This window comes from Pedobacter nototheniae (assembly GCF_004335085.1).
Classification (GTDB): domain Bacteria; phylum Bacteroidota; class Bacteroidia; order Sphingobacteriales; family Sphingobacteriaceae; genus Pedobacter; species Pedobacter nototheniae.
Genome location: NZ_RQRS01000018.1, coordinates 21,952 through 43,632 on the forward strand (window position 1 = coordinate 21,952; position 21,681 = coordinate 43,632).

The following is a 21,681-nucleotide window of genomic DNA, read 5'->3' on the forward strand; positions in this document are numbered from 1 at the left end:
ATTTTAATGTCTTTTTTGCGATGGCTGCTAAAACATTTCTACTTTGGTGTGAACTTTGTTATTGTGGGAGGGAAAATTGTGAACTATTTCTAATTTTTTAGCAATTTTTTTAAGTTTTAATGGTTTAAAATTCGTGTAGTGTTTAAAAACCTCCTAAATTTGTAACTCCTTTAAGATAAGATGACAAAAAAGAAAAAGACAGTTGGTAAAACTGACGTAGATGTAATTTTAATTGGGGCTGGCATAATGAGTGCAACCCTTGGTGTATTGTTAAAAGAACTACAACCTGATTTAAGCATTGAAATTTACGAAAGATTAGATATTGCAGCAGCTGAAAGTTCTGATGCATGGAATAATGCTGGTACTGGACACTCTGCTTTTTGTGAATTAAACTATACGCCAGAGAAAAGCGATGGGTCTGTTGAAATTAAAAAGGCGGTTCAAATTGCCGAAAATTTCGAAGTTTCCAAACAGTTTTGGTCTTATCTAATAGAAAAGGGGTTAATTTCTAATCCTGAGAATTTTATCCGCAGCATTCCTCATATGAGTTTTGTTTGGGGTAAAAAGAATGTCGATTATCTTAAAAGACGCTACGAAGCGATGCAAAGCTGTGATTTGTTTAGCGATATGCAATACACGGAAGATAGCGAAGTGATAAAAGGGTGGGCACCTTTAATTATGGATGGTCGTAGAAAAAGTGAAAAAATTGCCGCAACAAAAATGGATTTGGGTACTGATGTAAATTTTGGTTCTCTTACCCGTGACATGTTTAATAATCTTCAACAACAAAAAAATGTAAGTTTATTTTTCAATCATGAAATTCGTGATTTGCAGAAAAATAAGGACGGTAATTGGGTTGTAAAGGTTAAAAATCTGGAAACGAAAGACAAGCGTAAGCGTGTTGCTAAATTTGTGTTTATAGGTGCTGGTGGTGGTTCATTACCATTGTTAGAAAAATCTGATATCCCTGAGGGAAAAGGTTTTGGCGGTTTCCCGGTAAGTGGGCAATGGCTAAAATGTACCAATGAAGAAATTATTGCGCAACACCATGCTAAGGTATATGGTAAGGCTGCTGTAGGCGCACCTCCAATGTCGGTACCACATTTGGATACCAGAATGATAAATGGTAAGCAAGCCTTATTATTTGGTCCTTATGCAGGGTTTTCAACCAAGTTTCTTAAAAATGGATCTTTTCTTGATTTACCTAAATCAATTAAGTTTAATAACATCCGCCCAATGATTTCGGCTGGTTTACATAATTTGGATTTAACAAAATATTTAATCGATCAGGTAAGGCAATCGCCAGAGGATAGGTTAGAAGCTTTAAAAGAATATTTACCCAAAGCAGAGTTAAAAGATTGGGAGCTGGAAAATGCTGGTCAGCGTGTACAGGTAATTAAGAAGGATGAGAAAGAGGGTGGCATTTTAGAGTTTGGAACTGAGGTGGTAAGTGCTGCTGACGGTTCTATTGCAGCTTTATTGGGGGCATCTCCAGGTGCTTCAACGGCGGTTTCTATTATGTTTGATTTATTAAGCCGTTGCTTTAAAGAAGATTTAGAAACACCAGAATGGCAGGCAAAGGTTAAAGAAATGATCCCGACTTACGGTAAAACTTTAGCTGATAATGCTACACTTTGTAAGGAAACAAGAAGCAGAACTTCTAAAATATTAAAGATCAATTAGGTATAATACTATTTCGATACTGATTTTTTAAGCAGTATTGAATTTAATTATAAAAAGGAAAGGGCTATGAAATATTTCATAGCCCTTTCCTTTTTATGTTTTTGTTTGATTATGCAGCTGCAATTACCTCGGCAACTTCATCTGCTGATATATCACTGTGAGAAGCTTCCAATACGCAATCACCATCTTTAATTAATAATATTTGTGGCGATTGATGTGCTACTTGAAACGTTTCTGCAATTTGATTTGAAATATCCCTGTAACTGATTAAATCAAGGAAATATAAGTTAGTATCCGCAGGAATTGCCGTCCAATCCATCTCAAAATTCTTTTTAGCCATTAAGCTAATTGAGCAACGTGTGCTGTGCTTAAAAATAAGGCTATAGCCGCTTGCATTTTTAATTTCAGCAAGCTGTTCCATCGAAGTTAAATTAACCCAAGTCATAATTTTATAAATATTTAATACTAAAACATCAACAGAGAGGGATGGTTCTGTTAATTTAAAAAGATGAGTTTAGAATGAAAAAAGGTTAGTTTCTTCTGCGTTTGCCTTCTGGGTATGAGCCGTAAGCCGGACAAAGTTTAGAAGAACAAGATTCTAAAACGGTAATAGTGCAAAACACTGCCAATAATAAGATGGCTACTTTTTTCATTTTAAGCGGGTTAAATTTTTAAAGTTGATAATGCTTTTGGCACTATGCTATTTAAGTTTCTAAGTTACAAATACTTTATTAAAACGCAAGGTTAAATCTTCGCAGCAAAATCTGCCATCTTAATAGCTGTAATTGCGGCTTCATCGCCTTTATTACCATGTTTGCCACCAGCTCTATCTTGTGCTTGCTCTAAATTATTGGTTGTTAAAACGCCAAAAATTACTGGTTTACTATATTTAATGCCCACATTGGTTAGCCCTTGTGCAACAGCATCACAAATGAAATCGAAATGTTTAGTATCACCTTGTATTACACAACCTAAGCAAATTACACCGTCTAAATCGTTTCTTTTGCTCAATAAAATTTCTGCACCACCTGTTAACTCAAAGCTACCCGGAACTGGCAACGAAATAATGTTTTCTTCCTTTACGCCGTTTTCAATAAGAGTTTTTAAAGCGCCATTATATAAAGCTCCAGTTATCTCGGCATTCCATTCTGCTACAATAATGCCGAATTTATAGTTTGCACCGTTAGGAACGGTAGTGTGAGAAAAGTCGGATAAATTTTTTAGTTGTGTTGACATGCAACAAAGATACTGCTAAGGAGGGAATGTTAAAAGCCCTGAATGTTTAAATGTTGTAAGTTTTAATTATTGGTTATATGGCAGTAAAGCGGAAGAGGTAAGGATAATCTATAAAAATGCAAAGAGCAGCTAATGAATAAGTTAGCTGCTCTTTGTTTATGTGTTAAATGGTTAATTGTTTAGTTTACTTTGACAACTAAATTAACTATTCTACTTTTTATTGGCGTAAAGTTTAATTTTTTGGTGTAGCACATTTACCTTGAATGGTTTACCTACAACATCGTTGGCGCCCGCTTTAATGGCAGTTTCTTTATCCTTATCCAACACCCCGGCAGAGAAAGTAATGATAGGGATTTGAGCTTTACCAGGGATATGACCTAAACGGATTCTTTTTATTGCCTCTAAACCATTCATTACTGGCATATAGGTATCCATTAAAATAATATCGTAGTTATTATCCTTTAAAACATCGAGGGCTTCCTGTCCGTTTTCTACTACCATTGTTTCAGCATCCCAGCTATCCAACAGCTTCACAATTAAAAACTTGTTAATTGGGTTATCCTCGGCAACAAGTATTTTAATACCTTTTAATGAAGTAAGAAAATCAGGTTCAACTGTTTCCTTTTCTACGCTCATTCCTTCAACAAACTCGTACCAGCGTGTAAAGCTAAAAGTACTTCCTTTTCCTTCCTCACTCACTACGTTAAGCAAACCACCTTTTAATTCGGCAAGTTTTTTAACGATGGATAAACCAAGTCCAGTACCACCATATTTAGCTATGGTTTGATCTTCTGCCTGCTCAAAAGATTCAAAAATTTTGCTGAGATTATCTTTAGAAATTCCAATACCGGTATCCGTAATGGCGAAATTGATTTGAGCATTATTACTTTTTTTGTTTACCAACTCCACTTTAAGTGTAACACTGCCTTCGCTTGTAAATTTAATAGCATTACTTAGCAAATTCATTAAAATTTGGTTCAGGCGTAAGGAGTCGGCAATAATAATGTAAGGTAAATCCTCATCTACTTCCAGAATTAAATCGATGTGTTTCTCCTTTGCTCTTATATTAAGTAAATTGAAAGCTTGTTTTACAAGTTGGCGAATATCTGTTTCGGCAAAATTGATTCGGAATTTACCGGCTTCAATTTTCGAAATATCCAAAATGTCATTAATTACACCTAATAATGAATCTGATGATACACTTAAAAGCTCAATAATTTCCTTTTGGGCATCATTAAGCTGGCTTTTTTCAAGTAAATGTACCAAGCCTATAATTCCGTTAATTGGGGTACGGATTTCATGACTCATATTGGCTAAAAAGTTTTCTTTAGCTCTTTTTCCTTGTTCAGCCTCTTCTTTAGCTTTAATCAGTTCTTCCTGAAAATGCTCTAATTGAATATTTTTCCTTTTAATTTCGCGTTGGTTACGCACCAATTGAACAAAGGAATCAACCTTTGCCGATGTAATATAAGGATCAAGTGGTTTGTAGAGGTAATCTATAGCACCAACATTTAAGCCTTTGATGGCATATTTAGTTTCAACAGATATGGCAGTTACAAAAATAACCATGATCTCTTGTGTACGAGGGTTATTTTTTAAAATTTCTACAAGTTCAAAGCCATCCATGCCAGGCATTTGAACATCCACCAGGGCAATGGCAATATCCTTTTCCCAACAAATACGTAAAGCTTCGTTTGGCGATGTGGTGGTGATGATGTTAATATCGTGCTGGTGCAATAAAGCCTCCAGTGCAACTATATTTTCCTGCTTATCATCTACAATCAGGAGATTAAGCTTATTCATATTTTTTAGTTAAGAGGTTAACCAATTTTTTGATAAATATTATTTTTCTTATCGATAAGTTTAAACTTTTTTGCAAGTTCAGAATTTCTTATGGTTTCTTTTGCACCAAGACATAAAAAGCCGAAGTTGGCCAGGCTATCATAAAATAATTGAATTACTTTGTACTGTAATTCTACGTTAAAATAAATTAGAACATTACGGCACGATATAATTTGGAATTGGTTAAATGGTCCATCGGATACTAAATTATGACTTGAAAACAATACATTTTTCTTTAGTGAACGATTGATAGATACGGCATCATATTTAGCAGTATAATAGGTTGCTAAAGAGTTGCTATTCCCTATTGTTCTGTAATTTTCTGAGTAAAGTTTCATTTTTTGCAAATCATAAATACCTTCTTTAGCATGGTTTAGAACTTCTGAATTTATATCTGTACCATAAAAGAAACATCGTTCATACAAACCTTGTTCCGCAAATAATATTACGAAAGAATATAGTTCCTCGCCGGTAGAGCAGCCTGCATTCCATACCTTAATGTGTGGGTACGATCTTAAATATGGAATAACATGATCTTTTAATGATCTGTAGAATAGTGGATCACGAAACATCTCGGTAACGTTTACGGTAATCTCTTCTAAAAAGTGCTCAAAATATCCATGGTCGTTTGTTAGTAAATTGCAAAGCTCAAAATAAGTAAGCTTTTGTAAAGTCATTATTCTACTTACCCGTCGTTTTAACGAGGCAATAGAATAGTTTTCAAAATCGAAGCCATGTATGTTCTTAATCAAAATTATTAAGGCATTTAGCTCGCTTGTTGAAACTTCCATCAATGGTTGTTGAAAATTACGCATACCTAACTTAGCCAAACCCTTAACATGGATAATAATTGATCTACATCTACAGGTTTTGAAATGTAATCATTTGCTCCAGCCTCGATACATTTCTCTCTGTCGTTTTTCATCGCCTTTGCTGTAAGTGCTATAATTGGCAATTTATTTAATGCTTTATTTAACCTTATCTGCCTCATGGCTTCGTAACCGTCCATTTCAGGCATCATAATATCCATTAAAACCAAATCTGTTTGTGGGTTTTCTTGCAACTGTTTTAGCGCTTCTCTACCATTGTTGGCAATAATTATATTAATATCATAAACCTGGAGGGCGCTTGATAGTGCAAAGATGTTACGCATATCATCATCGGTAATTAGAATAGTTTTATTCTTTAGCGCTTTTTCTAGCGTAGATGCATGCTTTTTACTTCCAGAAGTATTGCCATAGGTTGTAGCCGTATGTTTTAACGATTGATTTTGAAGCTTATTCATGAATAAACTCACTTCATCCAAAAGTCTATCATTGGATTTGCTGGTTTTTAAAACCATTGCTTCCGTGTATTTCATAATGTGAGCCATTTTCTCTTTATCGAGTTCCATAGCGGTATTAATAATTACTGGAATATGCTTTAGGGCTGGTTTTGCCTTTATTTGATCTAATAAATCGAAACCGGAAATATCGGGCAATTTCAAATCCAAAATGATGCAATCAAATACTTGCTCTTCTAAAATCTCCAAAGCTTCTTTACCTGTGTATGCCTGACAAACCTTTGCGCCTTTTTGAATTAATTGCTCGGTGAGGGTGTTGCTTTGTAAAATTTGATCTTCAATAATTAAAACATTATTAAATGTATATTCATGGTGACTTAATAACTCAAAGGCCTGATCTAGCTTATCTTTTTCTACTGGTTTTTTAAGGAAACCTATGGCACCTTCCTGTTGGGCTTTGGCGGCTCTTTCATTTCCTGCAGACATCATGTGCACTGGAATATGTTTGGTGGCGGGGTTTGCCTTTAATTTTTTCAAGATCGTCCATCCATCCATTACCGGCAACATTACATCTAAAACAATGGCATCAGGTATTTCTTTAATGGCTAAGGCTAAGCCTTCATCGCCACTATGCGCCAATATAGGCGAGAAGCCTTTTTCTATAGCGTAATCTTTTAATACATCAGCAAAAACCTCATCATCCTCTACAATCAAAAGTTTTGTTTTCTCGTTATCCCTTTTGGGTGCTATAAATTCAAAATCTGCTTTATTTTCTATTGGAATTGGCTCGCTTGTTTTTTCTATTACCTTATTTTCCTGTACTTCAACTTTGTTTAAACTTTGAGGTAAGAAAAGGGTAAAAGTACTGCCTAAATCTGTCTGGCTTTTTACTTGTATTTCTCCACCTAAAATATTTGCAAGTTCTTTACTAATAGATAAACCTAAGCCAGTACCGCCATATTTTCTACTTGTTGAACCATCTTCTTGTTGGAAAGCTTCAAAAATTACATTTAACTTGTCTGCAGCAATGCCAATACCTGTATCTATTACGCTAAAGTAAATTGGCTTTTCTGTACTTTCTTTTAACTCGCTTCGCGATTTAATTTGAGATTGTTCCCCAATACCAATTTCTACGGTTACGCTACCTTGTTTAGGGGTAAACTTAAAGGCATTTGATAATAAGTTTTTAATAATTTGTTCCAACCTCCCCTGGTCTGAAATGAATATCTCTGGCAGGTTATCCTTAAGTTTAATATCAAAATTAATTTGTTTCTGATTTGCCATTTCAGAGAAAAGGGAATCCAGATTATTTTTTAACTCGTTGGGGTGAATGTTTTCGACTAGTAAATCAATATTACCAGATTCTATTTTCGATAAATCAAGAATATCATTTATTAAGTTAAGTAAATCGCTTCCAGCGTTGTGGATTACGCCAGCATATTTAATTTGATCTTCATTTAAATTTTCCGGGCGATTTTCCTTTAAAATTCTTGCTAAAATTAAGATACTGTTTAAAGGTGTACGTAGTTCGTGGCTCATATTTGCCAAAAACTCGGATTTATACTTGCTGCTCATTTCAAGCTCTTCAGCCTTTAAGCTTATTGCTTCTTTTGCCTGATTTATTGATGCGTTACGTTCTTCAAGTTGTTGCGCTTTCTCTTCCAGTTCGGAGTTTGCTTGTTGTAATTCTTCCTGTTGTACACGCAATTCTTCTTCTGATGCCTGTAATGCTTCTGTTTTATGAACAAGCTCTTCATTTGTGGTACGCAATTCCTCCTGCTGGCTTGCCAACTCTTCTGTTTGTTGTTGCGTTTGCTCGTAAAGCTGTCTTAGTTGTACATGGGCTATGGCACTATTGATTGCAATACCAATGTTTCTGGCCATGTTACTAATTAAATCTAACTTTTTTTCTTCAGGATTATTGATGAAACCAAGTTCTGCTACGGCAATGGTTTTACCTTCGTAAATAATAGGAACTAAAAAAATATAGTTTGGGTTTGTATCACCTAATCCGGAGTTTACTTTAATATAATCTTTTGGAATATCCGTAATTAGTTTTGGAGATTGCTCAATAGCAACCTGGCCCACTAAACCTTCGCCAAAATAAATATTCTTTTTGCCTTTCTGATAAGCATAAGAACCCGCAAGATATAATTGTTGTTTACGATCATCAACTAAAAAAATAGCCCCGATTGTTGCGTTAATATAATTGCTTATTTTGGAAATAATATTTTTAGAAAGCTCTTCTAGTTCCTGTTGGCCCGTCATGGCTTCATTAATTTCTGCAGCACCACTTAGCAGCCAATTGTTGTTCTCGTTTTCGCGAGAAATTTCTGCCAGTTCTATATTGGTTTTTGTAATCTCATCTTCGGTTTCCTTCTGCTTATTAAATGTTGTCCTAATGTATTTCAAGAGAAATAATATCAAACAAAAAATGATTAGTGAACTGGCTAATACAACAATTATTGTTTGGTTGCTATTATCTTTATTAGATATTTTACGCTGCTTTAAAAGCGCTATCTCATTATTTACAAAGTGGGTGTTGACGGTTAAAAAGTCGTTTTTTAGCTGTTCGCCTTTATCAACAAAATTAATTAAGGTAGATTGATCGAAATCTTTATTACTCAAACGAAGCATAATTTGCTTCATGTTATCAATTTTTAAGCTGGCATGAGATTCAAGGCTATCAATTTTTTTCAACTGTTCAGGATTATCAGCTGCAAGCTTTTTTAATTGAGCAATGTATGGTAAAACCTGGTTTATACTTTTTGTATAAGAAACATAGTGTTTTTCCTCTTTGCTGATTAAAAAACCACGTAGGCTTGTTTCGGCATTTAGGAGTTCAATCTCAGCTTTTTGGGCTAAATGAATAATTTCTTGAGAATGATCTACCCATTCAGAACTGTTTCTTAATGAATTGATACTTAGATATGAACTGAGAGCCGAAATAAATACAAATATCAAAGATATTGTAAAGCCGGTTAAAACCTGCTGTTTAAAGGAAAGTTTAAACATTTTATTAAATGTTGAATCTATAAATGGTAATGATTAGATGTTCCTAATCTAATTAATTGGTAAATATAGTACCTGAATTAATATAAATTCAATTTATAGTAAAATGAATAAAAGAAATAATGCCTAAGCAAGCTCCTTAAAAATATTGGTAAAGGTAGAGCCAATAGGAATACTTTTGTTATTTATCCAGATTTGACTTTTATCAAATTTGCTGATTTTATTTTTAGAAACGATAAAAGCCCTGTGGCAACGAATAAAATTTTCTTTTGGCAGCAAATCTGCCAAATCGTTAATGGTAATTCTTGAGCTTAAAAGTTTATCGGTAAGTTGTATTTGGGTATAATTACCAGATGCCTCTATGTACAAAATTTGCTCAAGAAGCACTTTAATTTGCTCATAGCCATCTTTAATAAAAATGTGTTCTGGTTTTAATTCTAGTTTATTATTTCGCAGGTTAAAAAGTTCTTGGGCTTTGTTGCAGGCCTTTAAAAACCGCGAAAGGGCAAAGGGTTTCAATAAATAATCAATAGCATCAAGCTCAAAACTTTGTACGGCATGCTCCGTATAAGCTGTGGTAAAAATAACCATTGGCGGTTTGCTTAAGCTTTTTAAAAAATCAATACCATTGATATCTGGCATTTTAATATCCAGAAAAAGTAAATCAACTGGGTTTTGTTGTAAATACCCAATGGCCTCAAAAGCATCGGTAAATGTAGCTGCCAATTCAATAAAAGGCACTTTTGATGCATGAGATTTTATAATATCGAGTGCAATTGGTTCGTCATCAACAGCTATAGCAATCATTTATTTATCTGGTAATTAATATTAATCCAACTGTAAAGTTAAGTGAACAAAAAATTCTTTAGCACTTTCGCGGATAATTAATTCGTGTTTCCCCACATAAAGCAACGATAATCTTTGTTTTACATTTTCTAGTCCTATGCCGCTTTTTAACTTTTCGGGGTCATTATCTGCCTTTACATAAATACTATTGCTTACATCAAAATAAAGAATACTCTCTTTAGTTTGCAGCGTAATTTTAATGTATGATGGTTGTTGTAAACTAATACCATGTTTAAAGGCATTTTCTACGAAGGGGATGAGCAGCATTGGTGTAATTTGCAAGTTGCCAAGCTGTTCATCAATTTGTGTTTCAATTCTTATATCGGCAGATCGGGATGTACGCAGTTTTTGTAAATCGATATAATTATTTAAATAATCCAACTCACGGGTTAGCGCAATTTTATCCTGCATGTTTTCTTGAAGCATAAAGCGCATCATATCTCCTAACTTTTGAATACCCTCGCCAGTTCTTTCAGCGTTTTCCTGCAAAGCGGTGCCAAATAATGTATTTAATGCATTGAATAAAAAGTGAGGGTTAATTTGAGATTTAAGAAAGTTTAAGCTCGCATCTGATTTGCCTAATTCTGTTTTAAGTATTTGTAACTCTGTTTGCTTTTCAAATTTGCGCTTATAAATATACCAGGCTAAGGGCGTAGCAATACAAACTAAACATATTGAAGTTAAAATTAAAGTAATAGGTAAAGTATTGCCACCACGCATAAATGCTGAAAGCGATAACAAGAGAAATGCTATAATAATGGCTATTATGCCCATATTGCTCCAAAAATAGTGTGCAAAGCCTTTTTGGTTCTTTCTTAAGTTAGGTATAATAAAATAGATAGATAAAAGCACCAGGGCAATATTTACGGGCGGTGAAATAAGCCAAAAAAGGAAGATTTCGTAATCGTAAGTAAGCGATAAAACTGCTCCGAAAATCATTAAAGAAATTAACCAGATGCGAGTAGAGGTGAAAATTTCTGATACTATACTGTCGTACTTTTTAAGGAATGGTATTTTGTTCAAAAGCTCAAAACCTTTTTCATTAAAATAAGCATAAGCATTAAACAAAAAGTAAAGAAACATAATATAAGTAAAGGCCTCGCCAAAAAACACATCGTAAGCCTTTTGCAAATCTTCATATCCTACAAGGCGGTAAGCTTGAGAATAGGTGTTGGCCACCATCCACATAATAACAGATAAAGCAGTGGTAAAAATCGTCATCACTACATTCATTGCCACATTTTCCTTACGTGCCAATGGAGGCATAAAACAAAAGTTAAACAACAAAAAGCTGATGTAAAGGATGCTGATTTTAAATAATTCTGGCAAAAAATAATTGCCAAGTACACTAAAGCTAATGTGGTTTTCTGTAAAGTGATATGAATTGCCAGAACTATAAGTGGTTTGAGAACAAATACCGATTACGCCTAATGTATACAGGGTGGTCGAAATCCAAAACTCTAACTGATTTATGCTTTTTGTTTTCATTGTTTGCTAAGTTAATGCAGATAATTTTATGGTACAATGCTACAAAGCTTTGATAAATGGAAAATTAAAATGTGATGGACACCTTAAAAAATGTGATGAATTTATAAATACTCAGTTTATTTGTAGTTTTGAGCCTTAATAGAATTAAAATAGTTAATATGATTGTTTACGGAATTCCTAATTGCAATACAGTAAAAAAAGCTTTAGACTGGCTTAAAGCAAATAAAATAGAATTTGAATTTCATGATTTTAAGAAAAAAGGCATCACTGCCGAAAAACTAAATACCTGGTGTGATATTTTTGGATGGGAAACCGTACTAAACCGAAAAGGCTTAACATGGAAAAAATTAACAAAAGAGGAGCAGGCAAAAATTGATAATCAAAAATTGGCTATAGCCTATTTAGTAGATAATACCAGTGCGATAAAGCGCCCTGTGGTAGAAAAAAATGGTCAGGCAATTCTAATAAGTTTCGACGAGGCAAATTATGCCAAAACACTTTTATAATCCACACGTTTAAAATTAATGTTAAAGTTTGTTAAAAGCGGATTTTAGATGTTAAACAAAATTACATTTGATTATTATGTATAAGCTAATCGTTTTCTTTTTCTTCGCTTTGCCAGTTGGTGTATTTGCTCAAACAGTTACCACAGGAACAATATTTGATTACTCAAATAAAAAACTTTCCTTGCCAGGTGTATCCGTAAAAAATCTTACAAACAAAAAATCTACCAGCACCAATAATGCCGGTAAATATACAATTAGTGCCAATGTTGGCGATTTAATAGAATTTTCTTTGGTTGGATATCACACCGATACATTATACCTTACTAATTTATTAAACAGAACAATTTATTTGCCCACCAAAAGCAATAACTTAAACGATGTTAATATTCAAGCTGTAAGGCTAAACAAAAGTTTGGTTAATATTAAAGATCCACTAGCAGAAAAATATACTTTGCTAAGTACAGGTGGTAACTTAGATAGGAAAAAAATGACAGATAAAGTTGGAGGTTTGGGGCTAAATCTTGGTTATGGAAAGTATAAAAGACAGCAAAGAAAAGAAGCTGATTTAGAAGAAAAAGAACGCTACCAAGAAGAAATTGATGATAACTTTAATGAAAAAACAGTTTCAGAAATGACCAAGCTAGAAGGGCAGGATTTAAAAAACTTTTTACTTATTTATCGTCCATCTGTAGAGGCCGTTAAAGCCGAAAGACCATACAGGTATCAGTATTATATTTCTAGGGCTTTTGTGGCATGGCAAAAACTTTCTCCACAAGAAAGAAAACTTCAGGATTTGCCAAAATTAAAGGCTAATTAGGTTTTTATATAGAAGTAAATATTTGTTAACGTAACATTGTTTCCATAAAATGGGAGAGAATTGTTTATTGTTTTATATTTACCCTTCTATAACAACCTTATTATGAATTTAAAATCACTCAAACGAACCTCGCTTTCGTTGGTGCTTGCCTTTATGGGTACGGCAACGTTTGCGCAACAAGCAACTACCCAAACAACTGCTCCAGTAAGTAACTATAGTGCTGCAGATGCTTTCGGGCCATTGTTTTATACTTCTAACGGAAACGAATTTCGCTCAGCAAATGGAGCCCCAGGTGCAAAATACTGGCAAAATCGTGTTGATTATAATATCACCGCTAGTTTAGATGAAACAAAAAATCAGGTAACAGGAACCGTTACCATCACCTATAAAAATAACAGCCCAGATAAATTGCCGTATTTATGGTTGCAATTAGATCAAAATACTTTTAAAGAAACATCTCGTGGTTACGCCATTACTCCTGCACAAAGCAGATACGGTGCGCAAGGAGAAAAATTTGAGGGCGGTTATAAAATCCAAAATATAAGCGTATCTCAAAAAACTGGCGCAGTAAAATTTACTTCATTAGTAGAAGATACAAGAATGCAAATTCGTTTGGATCAGCCATTGGCACCTAATGGAGATATTGTAACCGTTAAAATGGATTACTCTTACATCGTTCCAAAAGAAGGATCAGACCGTACAAGTCATTTAACTACAAAAAATGGAGAAATATATGCCATTGCACAATGGTTTCCACGCTTATGTGTTTATGATGATGTAATAGGATGGAATACTTTGCCTTATTGGGGTGGTGGAGAGTTTTACTGTGAGTACGGCGATATTAATTTTGCCATTACTGCACCTGCAACGCACATTGTAATGGGGTCGGGAGAATTATTAAACCCTGCCGAAGTTTTTACGCCTGAACAATTACAAAGATGGAATGCCGCTAAAAATAGCGATGCCACAGTACATATTCGTACAGAAGCAGAGGTTACTGATCCAAAATCTCGCCCTGCTAAAGATAAATTAACATGGAAATTTAAAATTTTAAATGCACGCGATGCCGCATGGGCATCATCAAAAGCATTTGTTTTAGATGCAGCCCGTATCAATTTACCGAGCGGAAAAAAAGCCTTAGCAGTTTCTGCACACCCTGTAGAAAGTAATGGAATGGATTCTTATGGTCGTGGTGTAGAATATGTAAAAACTACTATAGAACATTATTCAACTAAATGGTTCGAATATCCTTACCCAATGGCTGTAAACGTTGCTACCTCAGTAGGCGGTATGGAATATCCTGGTATTGTTTTTTGCGGTTGGAAAGCTAAAAAAGGCTCAGCTTGGGGTGTTATCGATCACGAATTTGGTCATACCTGGTTCCCAATGATTGTAGGCTCAAACGAACGCAAATTTGGCTGGATGGATGAAGGTTTCAATACGTTTATTAATGGTATTTCTGCTCAAAACTTTAATAAAGGGGAGTACAAACCCCGTGTTGCCGATATGAATGTTATTGGTAACCGCGTTATTGGTAACTTGAAATACGATAACATTATGCAAATACCTGATGGTATGGCCGAACCTAATATTGGTATAAACCTATACGCTAAACCAGGATGGGGATTAAATATTTTAAGAGATCAGATTTTAGGCGAAGATCGTTTCGATTACGCATTTAAACAATACATTAAAAATTGGGCATTTAAACACCCAACACCAATAGATTTTTTCCGTTCGATGGAAAATGGAGCAGGTGAAGATCTTTCATGGTTTTGGAGAAGTTGGTTTATAAACAACTGGAAAATGGACCAGGGTATTGCTGATGTTAAAGAGGTTAAAACCGATGGCGCCATAACTAGCTATAACATTAAAGTAGTAAATCTTGAAAAAATGCCAATGCCTATTATTCTTCAAATTAAAACAAAGAGCGGCAAAACCGACCTTGTTAAAGTTCCTGTTGATGTTTGGATGAAAAGTGGAACATGGACTGTACGTTATCCAACAACAGAAGAAGTTGTTGAAGTAACGCTCGATCCTAATAAAGTATTACCAGATTCAAACCCTAATAATAATACTTGGGTAACTGGGGCTGCCGCTAAAAATTAAAATATATTGTCATTTTATTGATATTCAAAAGTCCTGCATAACACCAGTTGTGCAGGACTTTTTTTATGGCAAAGCACCGACTTTTTAATCCTTCGGAAACTTTACTTTCGGGTTTAATTAAAAATTAGATAGAATGAAAAATTCGAATTTTGAAATATCAAATCCAGAAGGAATATATGATCCCCGTGCCCATGCCTACTCGCATGTTGCAACCGTATTACCAGGCAATACAATCGTTTATGTAGCTGGGCAAGGCGGCAGTAAAACGGATGGTATTTTAAGTAGCGACTTTAGAACGCAAGTACAAATTACGTTTTATAATATAGATTTAGCACTCAAAAGCAAGGGGTTAACCCTGAAGGATATTGCTAAGCTTACAACACTAGTGGTTGATTATAATGAGGAAAAACATCAGGTACTGATAGAAGAATCGACAAAGATTTGGACAGACTTAAAATTCCCTGTTAATACCTTAATTCCGGTACAACGACTGGCTTTAGATGGAATGTTGATTGAAATTGACGCAACTGCGATAAGTAAATAAATTATTAAGTAATTTTACCCAATGGCTGAAGAACAAAAAAACAATCCTTTACATGGCATTACGTTAGAAAAAATTGTAACCGATTTACAACTGCATTACGGTTGGGAAAAATTAGGTTCATTAATTCGGATAGATTGTTTTAATAACAACCAAAGCATAAAATCTAGCTTAAAGTTTTTAAGAAGAATGCCTTGGGCACGTAAAAAGGTAGAAGATTTGTTTCTGGATACCTTCCATAAATAAAGCCCAGATTATTGGCAAAATAAATAATGTGAATATTCTGTTATTTCCTTGCAACCGAATTATTGGTTATACCGTCTATACGATATAACCAATAAATTAATCTAAATGAAAAAGCTTTTATCTGCATTATTATTACTAACTGTATTAAGCAGTTGTTCTTTAAGTATTCATTATCTACAAAGAGGTAAACTTAATATTCCTGAAAAGGAAACTTATGTCGTAACCTATCAGGCGATGCTTGATGAAAATACATCAGCAAAAATTTCTTATCTCGATGAAAATGGAAAAAGGCAAAAGATAAAAGATTTTAAAGGGAAGTGGGAAAAGATAATGGTGATGAAATCTGGAAGTAAAACTCGTATTAAGGTTACAGGTAAAGGCGATAAGGCTAGGGGAGAGTTTAAAGTGTTGGTGGATGGAAAGGTGGTTGGTGAACAAATTTTAACCAATAAAAAGATCGTATTTGGTTTAAGTTTTATTTTGCCATAAAAACATAAATGTTCATAAAATCTTCATTTTGTATAACGAGATTTATGATAAGTAATTAACAAAAAGAGTTTTATTCTAATCAACAGTAAAATGAAAGCAATTAAAGTTTTAACCATCGCCTTATTGGCAGCGTTTACTTTCGGAACAGTTAATGCACAAACAGCTGCAGCACCCGCTAAAGCTAAAACAGAAAAAACAACTAAGAAACCTGGTCATAAAAAGCACCATAAACACAAAGGAAAGAAAGCCGCCAAAGCATAATTAAATAATAAAAATTAAAACAGAAAACCTCAGCAATTGCCGGGGTTTTTCTATTTATAAACCTTGAGTTTAATCTTTGCCAAAGTTTCGCTATGCATAACCGTTTATAAAAGATAAATAAATAAATGTTTAGTCACTCAATTATAGAGAGGAGATTAAAGAACAGATACAGTTAAAGGATTGTTGATGCAGTTATTTGTAAGTTCTTAATCATCAACTCGAAACCGAAAACTTTTAATAGAAAACTTTTTGCGCTAACCCCTTGATTTTTAAAAAGAATTGTTCTACTTTTGCAGTCCGTTTTATGGGCTATCTGCAAGGATGCCGGGGGAGCGGTAAATTTTTTAATAAAAAAACATAAAAAAGCACAATGCCAACCATTCAACAATTAGTTAGAAAAGGTAGAGTAGCACTGGAGTTCAAGAGTAAGTCTCCAGCGTTGGACAGCTGTCCACAGCGAAGAGGTGTATGTACACGTGTGTACACCACTACCCCTAAAAAACCAAACTCAGCAATGCGTAAAGTAGCCCGTGTTCGTTTAACGAACGGTAAAGAGGTGAATGCATACATTCCTGGAGAAGGTCACAACTTACAGGAACACTCTATCGTATTGATCCGTGGTGGTCGTGTTAAAGATTTACCAGGTGTACGTTACCACATCATTCGTGGTGCATTAGATACATCAGGTGTTGCTGGTCGTAACCAACGTCGTTCAAAATATGGTACTAAACGTCCTAAACCAGGACAAGTAGCTGCGGCGCCAACTAAAGGTAAAAAGAAATAATCGGGAGGAAATAAGAAATGAGAAAGTCAAAACCAAAAAAGAGAATTATTCTTCCTGATCCAAAATTTAATGATGTTCAGGTAACTCGTTTTGTAAACAATATGATGTACGATGGAAAAAAATCTATCGCTTACTCTATTTTTTATGATGCTGTTGAAATCGCTGAGAAAAAAGCTGGTGAAAACGGATTAGAGATATTCAAACGTGCTTTAACTAACATTATGCCAGCTGTAGAGGTTAAATCTCGTCGTGTTGGTGGTGCTAACTTTCAGGTTCCAACTGAGGTTAGACCAGAACGTAAAACAGCTTTAGGTATGAAATGGTTAATTTTATACGCTCGTCGTCGTGGTGAAAAAACCATGAAAGAGAAATTAGCTGGAGAAATCGTAGCTGCTGCTAAAGGTGAAGGTGCTGCTGTTAAGAAGAAAGAAGATACGCATAAAATGGCTGAGGCTAATAAAGCGTTCTCTCACTTCAGATTCTAGTATAAAATAATTGAATTTTGAATAACGAATGATTGAATGGTGATGTTGTTATATGCACGCACTCATTCAATCATTTTATCATTCATTCATTAATAAAAACATGGCAAGAGATTTAAAATTTACAAGAAATATTGGAATCGCGGCTCACATTGATGCAGGTAAAACTACAACAACTGAGCGTATTCTTTATTATGCTGGTGTAAGTCATAAAATTGGTGAAGTGCACGAAGGTGCTGCAACAATGGACTGGATGGCACAAGAGCAAGAGCGTGGTATTACCATTACTTCTGCAGCAACTACTGTTGACTGGAATTACAGAGGTCAGAAATATCATGTAAACGTTATCGATACACCAGGACACGTGGATTTTACCGTAGAGGTAAACCGTTCGTTACGTGTATTAGATGGATTAGTATTCTTATTTTCAGCAGTTGATGGTGTTGAGCCTCAATCAGAAACTAACTGGCGTTTAGCAAACAACTATGCGGTTCCTCGTATTGGTTTCGTTAATAAAATGGACCGTTCTGGAGCTGACTTCTTAAAAGTTGTTAAACAAGTTAAAGATATGTTAGGTAGTAATGCAGTTCCATTGCAATTACCTATCGGTTCTGAAGATGCATTTAAAGGTGTGGTTGATTTAATTAACAACCGTGGTATCGTTTGGAATGAGCATGATAAAGGTATGACCTTTACTGAAGTGCCTATCCCAGAAGATATGTTAGATGAAGTTGCTGAGTGGAGAGAGAAATTACTAGAATCAGTAGCTGATTATGATGAGACTTTGATGGAGAAATTCTTCGAAGATCCTAACTCAATTACTGAGCGTGAAATTTTAGATGCTTTACGTGCAGCTGTTTTAGATGCTAAAATTGTTCCTATGGTTTGTGGTTCATCTTTCAAAAACAAAGGTGTACAAACTATGCTTGATTATGTGATGGAATTATTGCCTTCACCTATGGATAGCGAAGGTGTAATTGGTACTAACCCAGAAACTAACGAAGAAGTTTTATTAAAACCAAGCATCAATGAGCCATTTGCAGCTTTAGCATTTAAAATTGCAACTGACCCATTTGTAGGCCGTTTATGTTTTATCCGTGTTTACTCGGGTAATTTAGAAGCTGGTTCTTACATTTACAATGCTCGTTCTGAAAATAAAGAACGTATTTCTCGTATCTTCCAAATGCATGCTAACAAGCAAAACCCTGTGCCTAATGTGGCTGCTGGTGATATTGCTGCTGTAGTTGGATTTAAAGATATCAAAACTGGTGATACACTATGTGATGAGAAACACCCAATTATTCTAGAATCAATGGACTTCCCTGAGCCAGTTATCGGTTTAGCTATTGAGCCAAAAACTCAAGCTGACGTTGATAAATTAGGTATGGGATTAGCTAAATTAGCTGAAGAAGATCCTACATTCAGAGTTCAAACAGATCAGGAAACTGGTCAAACTGTAATCTCTGGTATGGGTGAGCTTCACTTAGATATTTTAATTGACCGTTTAAAACGCGAATTTAAAGTAGAGGTTAATCAAGGTGCACCACAAGTAGCTTACAAAGAAGCAATTTTTGGTACAACTCAACACCGTGAAACATATAAAAAACAATCAGGTGGTCGTGGTAAATTCGCGGATATCCAAGTTGTTATTTCGCCAATTGATGCAGATTTCGAAAAAGGTGGTTTACAATTCGTAAACGAAATTACAGGTGGTTCAATTCCACGTGAATTTATCCCTTCAGTAGAAAAAGGATTTGCAGCAGCTATGGCTAATGGTGTATTAGCAGGTTATCCACTTCCAGATATGAAAGTACGTTTGATCGATGGTTCATTCCACGCGGTCGATTCAGATGCTTTATCATTTGAGCTAGCAGCTCGTATGGCATATCGTGAAGCTTTACCTAAATGTAAACCAACTTTGATGGAGCCAATCATGAAAATCGAAATCTTAACCCCTGAAGAAAACATGGGTGATGTTATCGGTGATATGAACCGTCGTCGTGGTCAATTATTAGGTATGGATACTCGTAACGGTGCCCAAGTAATTAAAGCAACTGTGCCTCTTTCTGAAATGTTTGGTTATGTAACTCAGTTACGTACAATCACTTCAGGCCGTGCAACTTCTACAATGGAATTTGACCACTATGAAGCTGCACCTAAAAACGTACAGGATGAAGTAATTGCTAAATCTAAAGGCAGAATCAAATCTGAAGACTAATTAAGGTATAAGGTTAAGGCGTAAGGTAAAAGGTTTTAAACCCTGAGCCTTACACCCTAAACCATCCACCTTGTTAAAGATAAATCCGGTCTTTGTTATTAATAGCTCTAACAGAGATCATAATTAAAATAGAAAATGAGCCAAAGAATCAGAATTAAGTTAAAATCTTACGATTACAACTTAGTAGATAAATCTGCTGAAAAAATCGTGAAAACTGTTAAACCTACGGGTGCAGTTGTAAGTGGTCCAATTCCACTTCCTACAGAGAAAAAAATCTTTACTGTTTTACGTTCTCCACACGTAAACAAAAAAGCTAGAGAGCAATTTCAATTATGCGCTTACAAACGCTTATTAGATATTTATAGCTCTAACTCTAAAACAGTTGATGCTTTAATGAAACTTGAATTACCTAGCGGTGTTGAAGTTGAAATCAAAGTTTAATTGATTTAAACGAACAAAAAAGTCCCGATGCAAATCGGGACTTTTTTTATGCACTTAATTTGCTAAACAAAAACCATCGTTCTACTGTTGACTACTAAACGACAACAAATATGAAAAAGCAAAATTTAACAGAAGAAGAAGTTGTAAAGGGGCAGGATTTTGCTGATCCGAAAACAGAACAGCAGCAAAAGCCATCATCGCATGGCGAAGTTGCAAATCAAAAAGATGGTGATTTTTCTGAACTTGAAGAAAGTCGGATGGAACATCCACCCAAACATCGTGAAGAAAATGGATCAGATAAAAATGATACCGATAACCCTAAAGGCAGTGTAAACCAAAAAAACGGTGTAAAATAAAATCTTTCTAATATTGAGTTGTAAAAAATATAAAGGAATTACAACGCCGGGTAATCCCTTTATATTTACATAATGACTTCTCTGGTAGATGAAAATCAATTTTAAGATTCGACAACTGTAATGTGTTGACTAAGAAACGGGTTAGGTCCTTAATAAGTTTTAGTTATAATGATTGGGTTTTAACCAGGTCGTCGCGAATCTTAATTACGATGTAAAATTGGAAAACTTAAGCCAATTATACAATTAAATCAAAATAAAATATTTGATAAATGTCAATTCTATAACAATTAGAAATGTATTAATACATCCCGGATGTTTGTTGATAATCCTGCTTTATTTTTTCACCATATGCTTTTGCCTTGTCAAAAATAGAAGGAAGGGTTTCTTTAAAATCATCAACCATTGATTTACCATCTTCCGGTCTTTTCTTTGTTGCATATTTAAAACCGTAAACTGCAGCGGCGCCTAACAAGGCATATTTTAATAAGCTCATAATTTTTATTTTTAGTTAAATTCCAGTATTTAAAGCATCATCCTCACTTCTTTGATGCGTTGGTTTTTTAAAATCTTCTGATGAACTGCCCGTATGGCTAGATGCACTTTCCACACTAGGATGTTTATCTACACTATTGTAAGCATCATCACTTAAAGAATCAGCACCCTGAGTACCTGTATTATCAAAACCATCTCTGGCCGTAATTTTATCCTCTTTATGTTTCAAGTTCTTTTCAGCAATGGGCTCTTTTCCGTAGCTGGTTACTTCATTGGTATTATTGCCGTTTTCATAAGCTTTTTGTACATCTGTTTTTTCAACCTGTTTGTCTTTATCACCTATGTAACCTTCAATATGCTCTGCTTTATTATATATGCTTGTTTTCATGGCAGTAAATTTAATTTCACTTAAACAACGTTTTTAAAACCAAAAGGTTTGCAATTTATTATTGATTTCGTGACTTAAGATTCAGAATATATTCATTTTAATGGCTGATATTTAACTTGTTATTAATAAACTTAATGGCAATTAATAATTGGTATAGTTTTA

The 21,681-nt window shown here is 34.6% G+C and carries 23 protein-coding genes; 13 read left to right on the forward strand and 10 right to left on the reverse strand.

Features of this window, described 5'->3' with window-relative positions; translation table 11 throughout:
• Positions 1-180 precede the first annotated feature (180 nt).
• Positions 181-1,683, forward strand: a complete 1,503-nt coding sequence (locus tag EHC72_RS15575; protein WP_131538620.1) for a malate:quinone oxidoreductase — start codon at positions 181-183, stop codon at positions 1,681-1,683.
• A gap of 109 nt (positions 1,684-1,792) precedes the next feature.
• On the opposite strand, the gene ytxJ is transcribed toward EHC72_RS15575, so the two are convergent.
• From ytxJ to EHC72_RS15610, 8 genes are all read right to left on the reverse strand, one after another.
• On the reverse strand, positions 1,793-2,128 hold the full coding sequence (gene ytxJ / locus EHC72_RS15580) for a bacillithiol system redox-active protein YtxJ (RefSeq protein WP_131538621.1): 336 nt from the start codon (positions 2,126-2,128) through the stop codon (positions 1,793-1,795).
• An 85-nt stretch (positions 2,129-2,213) separates the two neighbouring features.
• Positions 2,214-2,336 carry a hypothetical protein gene (locus EHC72_RS23215; RefSeq protein ID WP_255535853.1) on the reverse strand — a complete coding sequence of 41 codons (123 nt, stop codon included), beginning with the start codon at positions 2,334-2,336 and terminating at the stop codon, positions 2,214-2,216.
• Between the two features lie 91 nt (positions 2,337-2,427).
• On the reverse strand, positions 2,428-2,919 hold the full coding sequence (gene ribH / locus EHC72_RS15585) for a 6,7-dimethyl-8-ribityllumazine synthase (protein ID WP_131538622.1): 492 nt from the start codon (positions 2,917-2,919) through the stop codon (positions 2,428-2,430).
• Positions 2,920-3,129: 210 nt separating this feature from the next.
• The gene (locus EHC72_RS15590) at positions 3,130-4,722 is read right to left on the reverse strand and encodes a response regulator (RefSeq protein ID WP_131538623.1); all 1,593 of its coding nucleotides are present in this window, start codon (positions 4,720-4,722) and stop codon (positions 3,130-3,132) included.
• A 17-nt stretch (positions 4,723-4,739) separates the two neighbouring features.
• Complete coding sequence (locus EHC72_RS15595; RefSeq protein WP_131538624.1) at positions 4,740-5,552, reverse strand: CheR family methyltransferase; 813 nt, start codon at positions 5,550-5,552, stop codon at positions 4,740-4,742.
• A 26-nt stretch (positions 5,553-5,578) separates the two neighbouring features.
• Positions 5,579-9,058 carry a response regulator gene (locus tag EHC72_RS15600; RefSeq protein ID WP_131538625.1) on the reverse strand — a complete coding sequence of 1,160 codons (3,480 nt, stop codon included), beginning with the start codon at positions 9,056-9,058 and terminating at the stop codon, positions 5,579-5,581.
• 123 nt (positions 9,059-9,181) lie between these two features.
• The gene (locus EHC72_RS15605; protein WP_131538626.1) at positions 9,182-9,862 is read right to left on the reverse strand and encodes a LytR/AlgR family response regulator transcription factor; all 681 of its coding nucleotides are present in this window, start codon (positions 9,860-9,862) and stop codon (positions 9,182-9,184) included.
• Positions 9,863-9,883: 21 nt separating this feature from the next.
• Positions 9,884-11,389 (reverse strand): sensor histidine kinase, encoded by a 1,506-nt coding sequence (locus tag EHC72_RS15610; protein ID WP_211660321.1) that lies wholly within the window; start codon positions 11,387-11,389, stop codon positions 9,884-9,886.
• A 158-nt stretch (positions 11,390-11,547) separates the two neighbouring features.
• Here EHC72_RS15610 and EHC72_RS15615 point away from each other — a divergent pair, with 158 nt between their 5' ends.
• The 12 genes from EHC72_RS15615 (at position 11,548) to EHC72_RS15665 (ending at position 20,639) form a co-directional block, all read left to right on the forward strand.
• Complete coding sequence (locus tag EHC72_RS15615; protein WP_131538627.1) at positions 11,548-11,895, forward strand: Spx/MgsR family RNA polymerase-binding regulatory protein; 348 nt, start codon at positions 11,548-11,550, stop codon at positions 11,893-11,895.
• A 76-nt stretch (positions 11,896-11,971) separates the two neighbouring features.
• Positions 11,972-12,712 (forward strand): carboxypeptidase-like regulatory domain-containing protein, encoded by a 741-nt coding sequence (locus tag EHC72_RS15620; RefSeq protein WP_131538628.1) that lies wholly within the window; start codon positions 11,972-11,974, stop codon positions 12,710-12,712.
• A 102-nt stretch (positions 12,713-12,814) separates the two neighbouring features.
• The gene (locus EHC72_RS15625) at positions 12,815-14,821 is read left to right on the forward strand and encodes a M1 family metallopeptidase (protein ID WP_165585844.1); all 2,007 of its coding nucleotides are present in this window, start codon (positions 12,815-12,817) and stop codon (positions 14,819-14,821) included.
• A 133-nt stretch (positions 14,822-14,954) separates the two neighbouring features.
• Positions 14,955-15,365 carry a RidA family protein gene (locus EHC72_RS15630; protein WP_131538630.1) on the forward strand — a complete coding sequence of 137 codons (411 nt, stop codon included), beginning with the start codon at positions 14,955-14,957 and terminating at the stop codon, positions 15,363-15,365.
• A 21-nt stretch (positions 15,366-15,386) separates the two neighbouring features.
• Positions 15,387-15,608: a VF530 family protein gene (locus tag EHC72_RS15635; protein WP_131538632.1), complete on the forward strand. Its 222-nt coding sequence runs from the start codon at positions 15,387-15,389 to the stop codon at positions 15,606-15,608.
• Positions 15,609-15,713: 105 nt separating this feature from the next.
• A complete protein-coding gene (locus tag EHC72_RS15640) occupies positions 15,714-16,097 on the forward strand; it encodes an MmpS family transport accessory protein (protein ID WP_131538634.1) in 384 nt (127 codons plus the stop codon).
• 90 nt (positions 16,098-16,187) lie between these two features.
• On the forward strand, positions 16,188-16,358 hold the full coding sequence (locus tag EHC72_RS22705; RefSeq protein WP_165585845.1) for a hypothetical protein: 171 nt from the start codon (positions 16,188-16,190) through the stop codon (positions 16,356-16,358).
• 370 nt (positions 16,359-16,728) lie between these two features.
• Positions 16,729-17,142 (forward strand): 30S ribosomal protein S12, encoded by a 414-nt coding sequence (gene rpsL, locus EHC72_RS15645; protein WP_008244597.1) that lies wholly within the window; start codon positions 16,729-16,731, stop codon positions 17,140-17,142.
• A gap of 17 nt (positions 17,143-17,159) precedes the next feature.
• The gene (gene rpsG / locus EHC72_RS15650; RefSeq protein WP_056097505.1) at positions 17,160-17,627 is read left to right on the forward strand and encodes a 30S ribosomal protein S7; all 468 of its coding nucleotides are present in this window, start codon (positions 17,160-17,162) and stop codon (positions 17,625-17,627) included.
• A 100-nt stretch (positions 17,628-17,727) separates the two neighbouring features.
• Positions 17,728-19,842: an elongation factor G gene (gene fusA / locus EHC72_RS15655; protein ID WP_131538636.1), complete on the forward strand. Its 2,115-nt coding sequence runs from the start codon at positions 17,728-17,730 to the stop codon at positions 19,840-19,842.
• A 135-nt stretch (positions 19,843-19,977) separates the two neighbouring features.
• Complete coding sequence (gene rpsJ, locus EHC72_RS15660) at positions 19,978-20,283, forward strand: 30S ribosomal protein S10 (protein ID WP_008244591.1); 306 nt, start codon at positions 19,978-19,980, stop codon at positions 20,281-20,283.
• Between the two features lie 110 nt (positions 20,284-20,393).
• Entirely contained in the window at positions 20,394-20,639 is a 246-nt protein-coding gene (locus EHC72_RS15665; protein ID WP_131538638.1) for a hypothetical protein, read from the forward strand.
• A gap of 298 nt (positions 20,640-20,937) precedes the next feature.
• Here EHC72_RS15665 and EHC72_RS15670 read toward each other — a convergent pair whose 3' ends face one another.
• Both EHC72_RS15670 and EHC72_RS15675 read right to left on the reverse strand, forming a co-directional pair.
• Positions 20,938-21,132 (reverse strand): YtxH domain-containing protein, encoded by a 195-nt coding sequence (locus EHC72_RS15670; RefSeq protein ID WP_131538640.1) that lies wholly within the window; start codon positions 21,130-21,132, stop codon positions 20,938-20,940.
• Positions 21,133-21,147: 15 nt separating this feature from the next.
• A complete protein-coding gene (locus EHC72_RS15675; protein ID WP_131538642.1) occupies positions 21,148-21,519 on the reverse strand; it encodes a hypothetical protein in 372 nt (123 codons plus the stop codon).
• Positions 21,520-21,681: the final 162 nt, after the last annotated feature.

Coding starts and splice junctions, on each gene's coding strand:
- EHC72_RS15675 (WP_131538642.1), bottom strand. CDS start 21,519: ATGAAAACAAGCATATATAATAAAGCAGAGCATATTGAAGGTTACATA.
- EHC72_RS15610 (WP_211660321.1), bottom strand. CDS start 11,389: ATGAAAACAAAAAGCATAAATCAGTTAGAGTTTTGGATTTCGACCACC.
- EHC72_RS15630 (WP_131538630.1), top strand. CDS start 14,955: ATGAAAAATTCGAATTTTGAAATATCAAATCCAGAAGGAATATATGAT.
- EHC72_RS15670 (WP_131538640.1), bottom strand. CDS start 21,132: ATGAGCTTATTAAAATATGCCTTGTTAGGCGCCGCTGCAGTTTACGGT.
- ribH (WP_131538622.1), bottom strand. CDS start 2,919: ATGTCAACACAACTAAAAAATTTATCCGACTTTTCTCACACTACCGTT.
- EHC72_RS15605 (WP_131538626.1), bottom strand. CDS start 9,862: ATGATTGCTATAGCTGTTGATGACGAACCAATTGCACTCGATATTATA.
- EHC72_RS15620 (WP_131538628.1), top strand. CDS start 11,972: ATGTATAAGCTAATCGTTTTCTTTTTCTTCGCTTTGCCAGTTGGTGTA.
- EHC72_RS15600 (WP_131538625.1), bottom strand. CDS start 9,058: ATGTTTAAACTTTCCTTTAAACAGCAGGTTTTAACCGGCTTTACAATA.
- rpsL (WP_008244597.1), top strand. CDS start 16,729: ATGCCAACCATTCAACAATTAGTTAGAAAAGGTAGAGTAGCACTGGAG.
- EHC72_RS23215 (WP_255535853.1), bottom strand. CDS start 2,336: ATGAAAAAAGTAGCCATCTTATTATTGGCAGTGTTTTGCACTATTACC.
- EHC72_RS15640 (WP_131538634.1), top strand. CDS start 15,714: ATGAAAAAGCTTTTATCTGCATTATTATTACTAACTGTATTAAGCAGT.
- rpsJ (WP_008244591.1), top strand. CDS start 19,978: ATGAGCCAAAGAATCAGAATTAAGTTAAAATCTTACGATTACAACTTA.
- EHC72_RS15635 (WP_131538632.1), top strand. CDS start 15,387: ATGGCTGAAGAACAAAAAAACAATCCTTTACATGGCATTACGTTAGAA.
- ytxJ (WP_131538621.1), bottom strand. CDS start 2,128: ATGACTTGGGTTAATTTAACTTCGATGGAACAGCTTGCTGAAATTAAA.
- EHC72_RS22705 (WP_165585845.1), top strand. CDS start 16,188: ATGAAAGCAATTAAAGTTTTAACCATCGCCTTATTGGCAGCGTTTACT.
- EHC72_RS15575 (WP_131538620.1), top strand. CDS start 181: ATGACAAAAAAGAAAAAGACAGTTGGTAAAACTGACGTAGATGTAATT.
- EHC72_RS15625 (WP_165585844.1), top strand. CDS start 12,815: ATGAATTTAAAATCACTCAAACGAACCTCGCTTTCGTTGGTGCTTGCC.
- EHC72_RS15595 (WP_131538624.1), bottom strand. CDS start 5,552: ATGGAAGTTTCAACAAGCGAGCTAAATGCCTTAATAATTTTGATTAAG.
- fusA (WP_131538636.1), top strand. CDS start 17,728: ATGGCAAGAGATTTAAAATTTACAAGAAATATTGGAATCGCGGCTCAC.
- EHC72_RS15615 (WP_131538627.1), top strand. CDS start 11,548: ATGATTGTTTACGGAATTCCTAATTGCAATACAGTAAAAAAAGCTTTA.
- rpsG (WP_056097505.1), top strand. CDS start 17,160: ATGAGAAAGTCAAAACCAAAAAAGAGAATTATTCTTCCTGATCCAAAA.
- EHC72_RS15590 (WP_131538623.1), bottom strand. CDS start 4,722: ATGAATAAGCTTAATCTCCTGATTGTAGATGATAAGCAGGAAAATATA.
- EHC72_RS15665 (WP_131538638.1), top strand. CDS start 20,394: ATGAAAAAGCAAAATTTAACAGAAGAAGAAGTTGTAAAGGGGCAGGAT.